This is a genomic window from Advenella incenata, assembly GCF_004217095.1.
Taxonomy (GTDB): domain Bacteria; phylum Pseudomonadota; class Gammaproteobacteria; order Burkholderiales; family Burkholderiaceae_B; genus Advenella; species Advenella incenata.
The window spans coordinates 1,589,661-1,603,440 of the sequence record NZ_SHKO01000001.1 but is presented as its reverse complement, the minus strand read 5'-3'; the positions used below and the strand labels follow the sequence as shown (position 1 = coordinate 1,603,440).

General features: G+C 56.3%; 9 protein-coding genes. 2 read left to right on the top strand and 7 right to left on the bottom strand.

All coding sequences use genetic code 11. From position 1 onward, the window contains the following. Positions 1–55 precede the first annotated feature (55 nt). Positions 56–274, bottom strand: a complete 219-nt coding sequence (locus EV681_RS07285) for a glycine zipper 2TM domain-containing protein (RefSeq protein ID WP_128395392.1) — start codon at positions 272–274, stop codon at positions 56–58. Between the two features lie 253 nt (positions 275–527). Continuing rightward, positions 528–2,201 carry an energy-dependent translational throttle protein EttA gene (gene ettA / locus EV681_RS07280; RefSeq protein ID WP_130303618.1) on the bottom strand — a complete coding sequence of 558 codons (1,674 nt, stop codon included), beginning with the start codon at positions 2,199–2,201 and terminating at the stop codon, positions 528–530. Positions 2,202–2,311: 110 nt separating this feature from the next. Here ettA and EV681_RS07275 point away from each other — a divergent pair, with 110 nt between their 5' ends. Next, positions 2,312–2,812 carry a hypothetical protein gene (locus EV681_RS07275; protein ID WP_128395390.1) on the top strand — a complete coding sequence of 167 codons (501 nt, stop codon included), beginning with the start codon at positions 2,312–2,314 and terminating at the stop codon, positions 2,810–2,812. Positions 2,813–2,932: 120 nt separating this feature from the next. On the opposite strand, the gene EV681_RS07270 is transcribed toward EV681_RS07275, so the two are convergent. From EV681_RS07270 to pdxA, 3 genes are all read right to left on the bottom strand, one after another. Then, the gene (locus EV681_RS07270; protein WP_128395389.1) at positions 2,933–3,865 is read right to left on the bottom strand and encodes a glycosyltransferase family 2 protein; all 933 of its coding nucleotides are present in this window, start codon (positions 3,863–3,865) and stop codon (positions 2,933–2,935) included. Positions 3,866–4,306: 441 nt separating this feature from the next. Then, on the bottom strand, positions 4,307–4,435 hold the full coding sequence (locus EV681_RS22770) for a hypothetical protein (RefSeq protein ID WP_278044078.1): 129 nt from the start codon (positions 4,433–4,435) through the stop codon (positions 4,307–4,309). A 98-nt stretch (positions 4,436–4,533) separates the two neighbouring features. Beyond that, positions 4,534–5,559: a 4-hydroxythreonine-4-phosphate dehydrogenase PdxA gene (gene pdxA, locus EV681_RS07265; protein ID WP_128395388.1), complete on the bottom strand. Its 1,026-nt coding sequence runs from the start codon at positions 5,557–5,559 to the stop codon at positions 4,534–4,536. Positions 5,560–6,005: 446 nt separating this feature from the next. Here pdxA and uvrA point away from each other — a divergent pair, with 446 nt between their 5' ends. Further along, positions 6,006–11,702: an excinuclease ABC subunit UvrA gene (uvrA, locus tag EV681_RS07260; protein ID WP_130303617.1), complete on the top strand. Its 5,697-nt coding sequence runs from the start codon at positions 6,006–6,008 to the stop codon at positions 11,700–11,702. Positions 11,703–11,860: 158 nt separating this feature from the next. Here uvrA and EV681_RS07255 read toward each other — a convergent pair whose 3' ends face one another. Together EV681_RS07255 and EV681_RS07250 are read right to left on the bottom strand one after the other, a co-directional pair. Then, on the bottom strand, positions 11,861–12,550 hold the full coding sequence (locus tag EV681_RS07255; RefSeq protein ID WP_130303616.1) for a DUF2239 family protein: 690 nt from the start codon (positions 12,548–12,550) through the stop codon (positions 11,861–11,863). A gap of 352 nt (positions 12,551–12,902) precedes the next feature. Beyond that, the gene (locus EV681_RS07250; protein ID WP_130303615.1) at positions 12,903–13,703 is read right to left on the bottom strand and encodes a tRNA threonylcarbamoyladenosine dehydratase; all 801 of its coding nucleotides are present in this window, start codon (positions 13,701–13,703) and stop codon (positions 12,903–12,905) included. Between the last annotated feature and the right edge of the window lie 77 nt (positions 13,704–13,780).

Genomic DNA, 13,780 nt, shown 5'->3' with positions numbered 1-13,780 from the left:
TGATCTGATTAGCCCACCTGGGGCCAGATGCAACTGCGAACAAAATCGCTGGCGATTAACGACGACCACCAACCTGATTGCCGATCACACCACCGACAGCAGCACCACCAACCGTACCTAAGGTACCGCCGTTAGTCAGCAACGAGCCGGCGATACCACCGATGGCTGCGCCGCCGACAGTATTTCTGTCGCGTTGCGTCATACCGCCACATCCTGCCAGTGCAATGGCAAGGCTACCAGCTATGATGCTCTTGGCTACGATATTCGTTTTCATATTATGTACTCCTGAGTGGGAATGAAGATATCTCGCGTATTGGCCAAGCGAGTGCTCGTCTCAAACGCCTTATTGACACTATACAATGGAAAACTTTAAGCAACCAACTGCATCGTGGTGCTTTGTTACACAGATGTTTTATTTCAATCGAAATGATATCAACTGAAATAAACCCTCACGTTTGCGTGGGCAAAATGCAACGCTGCAGTCGCGTTTATTGCGCAACAATGTGCGACCGCAGCGAAGCGACAGTTTACTTCAGCGCCTTATAGCGAATACGGCGTGGTTTTGCGCCCTCTTCGCCCAGGCGTTTTTTCTTGTCGGCTTCATATTCCTGATAATTACCGTCAAAAAATACGGCATTGGAATCGCCCTCAAAGGCCAGAATATGCGTGGCAATACGGTCCAGGAACCAGCGATCGTGGCTGATGACCATAACGGTGCCGGCAAATTCCAGCAGAGCATCTTCCAGGGCACGCAGGGTTTCCACGTCCAGGTCATTGGACGGTTCATCTAGCAGCAATACGTTACCGCCCTTGATCAGCGTATTGGCCATGTGCAACCTGCCGCGCTCACCGCCTGAAAGCTGTCCTACCAGCTTGGTTTGGTCAGATCCCTTGAAGTTGAACCGCCCCAGATAGGCGCGAGTGGGAATTTCAAACCGTCCGACATTGAGCACATCCGATCCCTGTGATACAAAGTCGAACACACTCTGGTTATTGGCCAGTGTTTCGCGCGATTGATCCACAAATGAAATATTTACGGTCTGGCCTATTTTCACTTCACCGGCATCAGGTTGTTCCTGTCCGGCGATCATGCGAAACAGCGTGGACTTACCTGCGCCGTTGGGGCCGATAATACCGACGATTGCGCCAGGCGGCACCTTGAAACTCAAATCATCTATCAGCAGGCGCTCGCCGAAGGCCTTGCTGACATTGGCAAACTCAATCACCTCGTTGCCAAGACGCTCGGCCACGGGAATAAAGATTTCCTGGGTTTCATTGCGTTTTTGGTACTCGTGTGACGATAGCTCTTCAAAACGGGCAAGACGCGCCTTGGATTTGGCCTGCCTTCCCTTCGGATTCTGGCGCACCCATTCCAGTTCCTTGCGAATCGTTTTCTGGCGTGCCGTTTCACTGGCCTCTTCTTGTCCCAGGCGGGCTTCCTTCTGCTCGAGCCAGGAACTGTAATTGCCCTTCCAGGGGATACCGTAGCCACGGTCCAGTTCAAGAATCCATTCGGCCGCATTATCCAGGAAATAGCGATCATGCGTTACACCCACGACGGTGCCTGGAAATTTCTGCAGGAACTGCTCCAGCCATTCGACACTCTCGGCATCCAGGTGGTTGGTGGGTTCGTCCAGCAAAAGCATGTCCGGCTTGGATAGCAGCAGGCGGCACAACGCCACACGCCGCTTCTCGCCGCCCGAGAGCTTGCCAACAACAGCATCCCATGGCGGCAGGCGCAACGCGTCGGCAGCTATTTCCATCTGCGTGCCGATATCGTCGGCGCCACTGGATGCAGCGGCAGCAATGACCGCTTCGAGCTCGGCCTGTTCGGCTGCGAGCTTGTCAAAATCGGCATCGGGCTCGGCATATTCGGCGTACACCTCTTCCAGCCGCTGGCGTGCCGCAAACACTTCACCCAAGCCGGCTTCTACCGATTGTCTCACGGTATGTTCCGGAACCAGTTGTGGCTCCTGCGGCAGATACCCTATTTTCAGGCCGGGCATGGGCGTGGCTTCGCCTTCAATATCCGTGTCTATCCCCGCCATGATCTTCAACAGCGTAGATTTACCGGATCCGTTCAGACCAAGAACGCCGATTTTGGCGCCCGGAAAAAAAGACAGAGAAATATCGCGCAGAATCTGCCGCTTCGGGGGCACGATTTTGCCGACACGATTCATCGTATAAACGTACTGGGCCATAGTTAATTTTGCTTGCAAAAGATTCAAATAACCATTGTATGAAATAAACATGATGCGTGCCGCGCGAGGGCGGCTACAATAACAATAAGAATAGAAATCGGACCCCTGCTATGAGTTTTGTACCTGAACCCACATTCACCGACCACGAGATCGCACTGCTGAAAAAAACTGCAGATGCGCTTACTGCCTATTTGGCCAAACCGGTCATCGCCGAAATCGATACCACCGAAGACGGGATGGAATGGGTCGCTTTCGGCGTCCCGCTGGATATTACAGATGAAACCCCCGACGATATTGTCACCCTTGAAATGGGCGGCCCCGGTGCACGGCTCATCAGCGAATCCAGTGACCTGGAAAACCCCGACCAAGAAGTTTATGCTTGTGAATTTCTATGGGGCATTCAGATTACCGATATCGAAAATGCAAGATTCGTGCGTATTGATTTCGAAGGCGAGGAAGTCGAATGGGGAGACAATATAGAAGAACTGCTGCCGTTCGGCATGCGCGACCCGGAGCCCGGCGAATTACTTGAAATCGAAGAAAACGACGAGGATGAAGACGAAGATCCGCCCCCTGCCCCCCAGGACCCATCCTCACCCACGCTGCATTGAGTTTGCCTGAACGCTGCGGGTATACATTGAAGATAAACGTTGCAGATAAATGATCGGCAAACGGTGCGGAAGGTTATGCCCCGCATCGCAATGATCAGGTCAAGCTCAGGCACCTGCCGATTATGCGTGCCGGCGGCGATCCCGCAGATATAGCGCCCATCCGACCGGATACATCAGCGACACCAGCAATCTTGACATATTGCCCTGCAATTCCACGGCAGGAGGCAGGGGCTTTCCGGCTCGCTGCAGATGCATGCGAAAGCGGGTATATCGCGCCGCCGCCATCAAAAACGACATGGGCTGGAAACGGAACCAGGGCAGACAATTGACCACCGTATCGCGGGCCAGCAACAGAATGCCCAACGCATGCTTTTCACCTGACGCCGCGCCTTCGTTACTCAGTGAATCTTCACTCTCGTAGTAGGTGCGGAATACTTTATTAACAAAGCGCGTCAGATAGCCATCTCGCGCGATCGCCCGCCACACCATGCTTTCGGGGACGAAACCGTCGATATCTTCGGGAAATGGAAAATGCTTGAGTACCTGTGTCTGCAGACAGCCGAATTTCTCTCCCTTCACATGACATCTGAAATTCATATCTAGCGAAGTCATGTCCATGACATCTTCCGGGAACCGATCCCCCACAATACTGCCATCAGGACGCGCACACAGACCGGTTACGGCGATATACCCGCTTTTCAGATCATCGGGAATGCCACGCCATACATCCGCCATGGACTGCAGCGAATCGGGCAAGAGCGTGTCATCACTATCGAGCGCAACAATCAGGCGCCCCCAGGCTTCCTTAACGCCGGTATTGAATGCTGTTTTTTTATGCTGATTCGATTGCCAGACATACCGGATCGGAAATGGCGAATCGACCTGCCAGGTTTCTATTTTATTGCGGGTATTGTCGGTCGAACCGTCGTCGATAACCAGCCACTCAAAATCCTTGAATTGCTGCTCGCACAACGACTGGTAGACGCGCTCAAGGGTATGAGCGCGATTGTAGGTAGGCGTCAACACCGTAAAAAAATAAAGATTTTGCGTCATGGCTTTACGTATTCAATCCGATCATTATTTTATTTTTGTTGGTTTACGATAGCAGAGAAAGTGATGAAAACGATGTGCAACTTGTAGCAAAAAGTAAGCCGTCGTGCGCAATAACGAACTACATTAGGACTGCACGACATGCCTGCAAAATCCGACCGGGCAGCGACTGCCACCGACAACCAGGCGAGAAAAAAGCCACTTGCGCAAGTGGCTTTTTTTCAATCTCTGCCGTCTAGCGAAAAAACGCCATCGGATACCAGAGAGCAATGCATCGCATTGAATACGTCGCATTACCATTTCATGCAAATCTTGCGATGAAAAAACGACGTAACGCAATTCCGACTGCTGGAAGCGTCTATTTGCCTAGTAGCACCTATAGAGCGCCACAGAAGACACTTCATAACGGGCCGCCGGCAATGAAGCCTTCGCCCGCTGCGCCGCTTATACGCGTTTTACTTTTTCCAGCATTTTGAATACGCCTTTGGGCGAGCGTACAAAAAGACGCTTGAATGCTTTACCCAGGCAACGACGCTCTAGCGTGTTGCGGCGAGTGCGTTTGACTTCTGCCATGAGATTCTCCGAGAAATTTTTACTTAATCAGGTATTCTAGCATTAAATCAGTCATTTATCTACGAATTTTGCAACACCATGGTGTGCCGGCGCGAAAATCAGACACTCGGGTTACGCATCTGCAAAGCCAGTTCACAGGCGACACGCAATGATGACGGATCCGCCACCCCCTTGCCGGCAATATCGTAAGCCGTCCCATGATCCACGCTGGTGCGGATAAACGGCAAACCCACCGTCACATTCACGCCATTGTCTACGCCCAGATACTTCACCGGAATCAGGCCCTGATCATGATATTGCGCCACCACAATGTCAAATTCTCCGCGGCGCGCCCGCATGAAAATTGTATCGCCCGGATAGGGGCCGCTCACATCAAGGCCTTCGGCCCGGGCCGCCGCGATCGCCGGCTGGATGACAGCATCATCCTCATGGCCGAAACGCCCGCCCTCGCCAGCATGCGGATTGAGTCCCGCCACCGCAATGCGGGGCCCCGCCAGGCCCACCATCCGGCAGGCACGATCCGCCAGCCGGATGGTATCCAGCTCGTTTTCGAATGTAATAAGCGCAGGCACTTCGCTCAGGGCCACATGAATGGTCACCAGAATCACCCGTAATTGCTCGTTGAGCAGCATCATCGCAACCCGCGGTACGCCAGCGGCGTGCGCCAGGATTTCCGTATGCCCGGGAAAATCGACGCCGCCCGCCTTCAGCGACAGCTTGTTGATGGGCGCCGTGACAATTGCCGAAATCTCGCCGGCCATGGCATCTGTAATCGCGGCCAGGAGAAAATGATAGGATGCCAGGCCGGCCTGCGGACTCACCTGCCCCAGCAATAAATTCTCCGGCAAAGGATCGGCACAGCTAATTACCGGTATTTCAGATGAAATTGACCGGTTTTGGTGTGCTGCCCGCCACTGTGCCACCGAGCCATACGAGGTAACCGGCAGATCCAGCCCCAATTGAACCACCGCCCGCGATACGGCGCCCGCATCGCCGTACACCACAGCGCTGGCGGGCAGGCCCTGGCTGAACAGCCTGGCCACCAGTTCGGGCCCGATGCCTGCGGCATCACCCATGGTCAGCCCCAGCGGCTCGGTTGATTGCGATAACGGTTCAGTTTTCATAAGGTAACGTTCATCCGGCAGTGATCTATGGCCATGTGGACCAGCGTGCGAAAGTGTAATCCCATTGCAGGGACAATACAAACCGGCCACGATGCAGGGCTTGCCGCCGGCCCGCCACGTACAAAGTCGCCCACCGCTAGCCCGGTGATACTCCCTTGCATTACCATCCCCTGCATTACCATCCCCTGCGTTATAAGCCCCTCTCTACCGCCTTCTATACCGCGCGCGCTTTATCTATACCGCCAGCTCTTTATATTTGACAGGCCGGCCTCATCTTTCAGCTTTGACCTGGCCATTAAGCGGGACCTGCCTGCAGAATTTTGGTGCTGCACCGTGTCAAAAATCAATTATTATGCGACAATATTATAACTGGTTATTTATACAGTAAGAATCACCTTCATCCTCATAGCACCCCACTCAGAAAAGGGGGTCTTTCGGAGCACTTCATGAGTTCGCAGATCCGGATATTCGGCGCCAGACAAAACAATCTCAAAAATCTTGATGTCACATTCAATACCGGCGAATTCGTGGTGATTACCGGGGTATCAGGCTCAGGCAAAAGCTCGCTCGCCTTTGATACGCTTTATGCAGAAGGTCAGCGCAAGTACGTAGAAACCTTTTCCCCGTATGCGCGACAATTTCTGGACCGCATGGACAAGCCCCAGGCCGACCGCATTGAAGGCATTCTGCCCGCCATTGCCATCGACCAGACCAATCCGGTGCGCAACTCACGCAGTTCAGTGGGCACCATGACCGAACTGAACGACCACATCAAATTGCTTTTTGCCCGTGCGGCCAGACTGTACTGTCGGCAATGCGCGACTGAGGTACGCAAGGACAATCCTGACACCATTTACCAATTTCTTGAGACTACCACGGCAGCGCTGGGGGATCCACGCCTGGTCCTCACCTTTCCCGTGGTCGTTCCCGGCAACTATAGCGAAGAAGAAGTCCGGCAGTATCTTGAACAACAGGGCTATACCCGGGTTCACGCCGAAGAGGAACGCAGCGCAACTGTGACGCCCAAAGGGCGCGGCAAGTCGCAAAAAGTGGAAATCAGCCGTGTCCTGCATGTAGTGCAGGACCGCTTCCGTTTTTCCACCACCGAAAAGTCGCGGGTCATCGAAGGACTGGAGGCCTGTCTGCGCTACGGGACCGGCATGTGCACGGTATACGCCGTCGACAACGACAGCAATCCGCTGCAATCATGGAAGTTCAGCGAACAGTTGCACTGCGCCAACTGCGACATTACCTATTCGTCGCCATTGCCCAGCACGTTTTCCTTCAACTCCCCTCTGGGCGCCTGCGAAACCTGCCGCGGATTCGGTCGCGCCATGGGTATCGACTTTGGCCTGGTCATCCCTGACGAAACCAAAACACTGCAGGAAGGCGCTATCAAGCCCTGGCAGACGCCCAGCTATAGCGAATGCCAGACGGAAATGATGCAGTACGCCAAAAAGGCCGGCATCCGCACCGATACGCCATGGAAAGAACTGAATGATGCGGAACAGCACTGGGTGCTGTATGGCGATCCCGAGTGGAAAGGCGGCCCATCGGCCTGGAAGCATCAGTGGTATGGCGTACAGCGCTTTTTTGACTGGCTCGAAACCAAGTCCTATAAGATGCATGTACGTGTCCTGCTGTCCAAATACCGCAGCTATACACCTTGCCCGGCCTGCCATGGCTCACGCCTCAAACCGGATGCAACGCTGTGGCGGCTGGGCGATGCGCCGGCAGGCGACGACATCATGGGAACCTACACCCGTTTCATGCCGGTGCATGCGAAGTGGTCCGTCCCTGCGCTCACTGCGCTGGACGGCCTTGGCATTCATGATCTGATGCGTCTGCCCATCATACAGGTGCGCGATTTTTTCGCCACGTTGGCGCTTTCCGTGTTCATGGACAGCGCCATGGATCTGGTGCTCCAGGAAATCCGCAGCCGGCTGGACTTTCTGTGCAACGTAGGCCTCGGGTACCTTAGCCTGGATCGGCAAAGCCGTACCCTGTCCGGCGGCGAGGTTCAGCGTATTAACCTGACCACCGCACTGGGCACCTCCCTGGTCAATACCCTGTTTGTCCTGGATGAACCGTCCATTGGCCTGCATCCGCGCGACATGCATCGGATTGTCCAGGTGTTGCATCGTCTGCGCGATGCCGGCAATACGCTGGTCGTAGTCGAGCATGATCCGCAGGTCATGGTTGCCGCCGACCGTATTCTGGACATCGGCCCCGGGCCCGGCGAACGTGGCGGTCAGATTGTCTTTGACGGCACGCCGCAGCGCCTGCGCGAAGGCAGTTCGCTCACCGGCCGCTACTTAAGCGGTCAGTTGCGTGTCGAAGCGCCACGCCCAATGCCGGTGCAACCGAATACCCCCAAGCTGATCATCGAAGGCGTCAGCGCCAATAACCTGCAGGATGTCGACGCCGCCTTTCCGCTGGGCCGCCTGGTCTGTCTGACCGGCGTCTCGGGTTCCGGCAAATCTACCCTGGTTCAGGATGTGCTCTACCCTGCACTGCTCAAGCATTTCGGTCGCCCGACTGAAGCACCCGGCCCCTTTACCCGTCTGCTTGGCGCCGAACAAATCGCCGGCGTCGTAATGGTCGATCAAAGTCCGATCGGCAAAACCGCCAGATCGAATCCAGCCAGTTACGTTGGCGCCTTCGACGCCATTCGCAAGCTGTTCTCACAAGCGCCGGCGGCCCGCGAGCGCGGCTATACGCCCGGCACCTTCAGCTTCAACAGCGGCGATGGGCGCTGCCCCACGTGTGGCGGCACCGGCTTCGAGCATGTGGAAATGCAGTTCCTGTCCGACGTGTACATTCGCTGCCCCGATTGCGACGGCAAGCGTTTCCGTCCCGAGATTCTGGAAATCCGTGTTGAACACCTGGGCAACAGCGCCTCTATCGATGAAGTGCTGGATATGACCGTCAACGAAGCGCTGACGTTTTTCAAAGGCCTGCGCGACGTACAAACCAGCCTTTCACCGCTCATTGACGTGGGACTGGAGTACCTCAAGCTCGGTCAGCCCGTACCCACCCTGTCGGGCGGCGAGGCGCAGCGCCTGAAACTTGCCGGGCATCTGGCCGAAGCAGCGCGCAGCGGCATTTCCTCTGCAAAGGTCGCCAAAAAAGGCAGCCTGTTCCTGTTTGACGAACCCACCACCGGCCTGCATTTCGATGATGTCGCCCGGCTCATGGGCGCATTCCGCAAGCTGCTGGGCGCCGGCCACTCACTGCTGGTCATTGAACACAATCTGGATGTGATCCGCGCGGCCGACTGGCTGATCGATCTCGGCCCGGAAGGCGGCGTGGGCGGTGGTCGGGTTATCGCCGAAGGCACGCCCGACACCGTCATGGACATTGCCCACTCGCACACCGGTGTGGCTTTGCGCGAATACGAATCCAATATTATCGCCAGCGCACCGCTTACACTGCAGGAGCCGCAGGTGGCTTATGCAGGCAGCACGGCGCTGGCTGTTACGCGGCGCGAAACGCCCTCGCAGATCGACATCCTGAACGCCAAGGAACACAACCTCAAAGGCGTCAACGTTCATATTCCGCATAATACCTTTACAGTCATCACCGGCGTGTCGGGGTCAGGAAAATCCACGCTGGCTTTCGATATCCTCTTCAATGAAGGGCAGCGCCGCTATCTTGAATCGCTCAACGCATATGCGCGCGCGGTGGTTCAGCCGGCCGGCAAGCCGGATGTTGACGCCATTTACGGCATCCCGCCCACAGTGGCAATCGAGCAGCGTACCAGTCGCGGTGGCCGAAAATCCACGGTCGGCACCATGACCGAAGCCCACCATTTTCTGCGGCTGCTTTACGTCAAACTGGGCACCCAATATTGCCCCGACTGCCAGGTGCCGGTAGAACCGCAATCGCAGGAACAGATTTTTGCCCGCATCATGAGCGCGTGCAAGGGCCGGCACATCGGCGTTCTGGCGCCGCTGGTTACGGCTCGCAAGGGTTACTATACCGATCTGGCCAAATGGGCTGAAGGCAAAGGCTATACCCATCTGCGTGTCGACGGCGATTTCATCCCGGTCAAGCCCTGGCCGCGACTGGACCGCTACAAGGAACATACGATCGAATTGCCCGTAGCCGACTTGGTCATTACCCCGGCAGCAGAGTCCAGCCTGAAGCAAGCCCTGCACAGTGCGCTGGAAACCGGTCACGGCACCATGAGCATCATTCTGGATCTGGATCCGGCAAACCCGTTGCACGCCAGTGAACTGGAGCAACAGCACTTTTCCACCAAGCGCGCCTGCCCAAGCTGTGGAACGAGTTTCCCCGAACCCGATCCGCGTCTGTTTTCCTATAACTCCAAGCATGGCTGGTGCAACTCCTGCTTCGGCACTGGCGTCAAGCTGAGCGGGTTCGATGAAGAACAAAGCGGTGAAGAAGACGCCTGGAAAAATCTGTCCGGCGACGAAGAACATGAACTTGCCGCCTGCCCCGCCTGCCACGGCCACCGCCTGAATCGCAACGCGCTGGCCGTGCGCTGGAAAGACCGCAGTATTGCCGATTTGGCGGCACTGCCGGTCAGCGAGGCGCATACCTTCTTTGCCGGTCTGGTCCTCAAAGGCCGCGACGCCGAGATTGCCCGCGATATCCTAAGTGAAATAAAAAGTCGTCTGTCCTTCATGGAAGAAGTCGGACTGGGTTATCTGGGCCTGGATCGGTCGGCACCCACGCTGTCCGGCGGTGAAGCGCAGCGCATCCGTCTGGCTGCTCAACTGGGCTCTAACCTTCAGGGCGTGTGCTACATCCTGGACGAGCCGACAATCGGCCTGCATCCACGCGATAACCGAATTCTGCTCAATGCGCTGTCACGACTGGAAGGCAATGGCAATACGCTGGTGGTGGTGGAGCACGACGATGACACCATTCGCCGCGCCGAACATATTATCGATATGGGACCCGGTGCCGGCGTGCGTGGTGGCACCGTGGTGGCCCAGGGCACCTACGAAGATATCATTAATAACCCGGACTCACTCACCGGCCGCTACCTGAAGCACCCTATGGTGCATCCATTAAAGCCCGGCCAACCCACCGATGCCAATACCGATTATATTGAGATCCATCGCGCCCATTTGCATAATCTGCGGCATGTGAACGTTCGCATACCCAAGGGCCGCCTCAGTGTGATTACCGGTGTATCCGGCTCCGGCAAATCCTCGCTGGCGCGCGACGTCCTGCTGGATAATCTTAAGGGAGTGATCGGCACCAAGACACCAGTGCCATGGCGTGGTTGTGACGATATCACCGGCTGGGAAAGCCTGGACCGTGTACTTGAGGTGGACCAGACACCTATCGGCAAAACGCCGCGTTCGTGCCCGGCAACCTATATCGGCTTCTGGGATGATGTACGACGTCAGTTTGCAGAAACGCGCGATGCGAAGATTCGCGGCTGGAGTACCTCCCGCTTCTCGTTCAATACGGGTGATGGACGCTGCCCGATTTGCGAGGGCCAGGGCATGCGCACCATTGAAATGAGCTTTTTGCCAGACATCAAAGTCCCGTGCGAAGCGTGCAATGGCAATCGCTTCAGTCCGGATACGCTGGCCATCCGCTTGCGTGAAAAAAATGTGGGCGAAGTGCTGAAGATGGAAGTCGATGACGCCATTCCCTATTTCGCTGCTCATCCACGAGTCAAGCGTGCGCTGCAACTATTGCAGGATGTCGGCTTGGGCTATCTCACACTGGGACAACCTTCCCCTACCCTGTCTGGTGGTGAAGCTCAACGAATCAAACTGGTATCGGAATTGGTGAAGGCACGGCTCGACGAAGGCGTTATCAAAACCGGCAGGGCCTCAAGCCGGCCACACACACTGTACGTGCTGGATGAGCCCACTGTCGGGCTATCCATGGCCGATGTCGAAAAGTTGATTGTGGTACTGCACCGGCTGGTTGAAGCGGGCAATACAGTCGTGGTCATAGAACACAACCTGGACATCATGGCCGAGGCCGACTGGATTGTCGACATGGGACCCGAAGGCGGCAACGGCGGCGGACAGGTTGTCGCCGTCGGATCGGTGCAGGACATTATTGCGAAAAAATCCGTATCCCATACGGGCCTTGTCCTTGACGAGTTCCTGGCACGCACGTCTGAAGTAACGCCGGCCCTGGCATCGTGATTGAGGTGTAAATCGGGCGCCCGCCTGCACCGCAAACTGCCACGCGCAGAAACTGCGGTGCCGCCGCGCAATCGCCGCTTGCGGCAAAGACGCTACGGGCAATACGTGGCGCGAAGGTACCGAAAGACGGGCAGCGCAATCGACTATCGTGGCCGCCCTCAGACGTCAGTGGCCAGCTTCAGCGCATGTGTGCGCACATCATCCGGCCAGCCAGCGATATGTGTTTTCAGCGCCTCGGTATTATCGGCAAATAGCGCCCGGGTTGCCTCTTCGTAGCCGGGTAGGTCACCACCCAGCGCCAGCATGAAATGATAGGCCCGTTCCTGGGCTTTGCGCCGGCTGTCACGGTCCGTGTTGCTGAGCCGAGCCGACTCTACCAGCTTACGCAACGCGACTGATGCTCCCCCTGGCTGGGCAGCCAGCCATTCCCAATGTCTGGGCAGCAACGTCACCTCCCGGGAAATCACTCCCAGCTTCGGTCGCCCGCGCCGTCGCACAGTCTGATCGTCGCTCTCCTGCGTTGCCGGCGTCAACACTGTACGATGCGATGACGAATCGGTGGCGTCCGTCATATCGGGGTTAGTCTCCCCTGCTGCCCCGCTACCCGTTCGCAGTGTTATCGCCTGTGGCTCAAGGCCGTCCTGCTGATCGATTGGCGCTGCGGCATCCAGTAACCGCAAATCAATATCGGTTGAACGGCCGGTAACATCGTCGAATATCAATACCGCGCTGGTTGACGTTTTGTTCAGGGCGGCCTGGTATGCTGCCGCGACCTGGGGCAACGTACCGGAAGCGAGCTTGCGGTACCCATGAAATGCGGTGTAGGTTTGTTCCGGGGTTGCGGTCATTGTTGGAACTCCTTTAATTGGCTTGATCAGTACAATTCAAATATTACCCGGGTATAAATATAATTGGAATATTACCCGGGTAATTAATTGTAAAAATGTCTTTTATCGACCACTGCCCCAATCCAAAACACGACTTGACGTCACCGCTGAACAGGGGAAACCGCAACGAGTGGTCCATCGACATGCGCTCCGGTCGGTGCCCCCTTGCATTCACCACTCGCCTCAGCCCATCGCCACTGTGCAAATGCGCACGCGCAGCCGCAGCCATGACCAAAACCTTGATCATGACCGTGTTCAGCCGTTTTTCTGTTCAAGATGGCGCTATGTTGGCAACGCTGCAATGCGTGCGGGATTAGGCCAGGATTCTGCGAATCGCCTCGCCAGCTGCCGCCATGCCCATTGCTGCAGTTACCGTTACCGCAGACCCATAACCGGCGCAGGACAAACCCTGAAGTGCGCCACTCTCTTCTGACGCCCCCCACGCCTGGGGCAGAATGGCAGGCTGGTCGAACCAGAGCGCAAAAACGCGCATGGCAGGCGCCTTGCGCAGGGCCTTGCCGTGGCGATCGGAGCCTTTGGCGAACCCATGGTGCTTGCGCAACTGTTGCCGGATACGGCCCAGCAGCGCGTCGTTACGTGCTGTGGACAAATCACCAGCGGTCAGCGTGAGCGCATCCAGTTTGCCGCCGGCGCCACCACACATGATAAATGGAATCTGCTCACGCTGGCTGGCCAACACCATGGCGATCTTGGCCGCGACTTGGTCGGTGGCATCCACCAGGACGCTTACGGGTCGGGCCTGCAGCAGCGTATCAACATTATCGGGTCCCAGAAAATCGTCTACCAGATTCACGCGACAATCAGGGTTGATGCCGGCAATGCGATCTGCCATGGCCTGAATTTTGGCCTGGCCCAGCGTGGCCGAGAGTGCATGAATTTGCCGGTTCACATTGGATTCGGCGATATGGTCCAGGTCGATCAGCGTCAGTTCGCCCACACCGGAACGGGCCAGGGCCTCTGCAGTCCAGGAGCCTACGCCACCAATCCCGGCCACCATGACATGGGCCTGCTCCAGGCGCACTGTTGCCCCATCGCCATACAGGCGCTGTAAACCGCTGAAACGTCTTTGCTTATCGTTAATAGTTGTATCCATTCCAATCGAATCTGACCTATACTAAACTTGTTACAGAGATTTAACCGCCGGCGTCCGGCTGGTCTGGCTTGATCCGC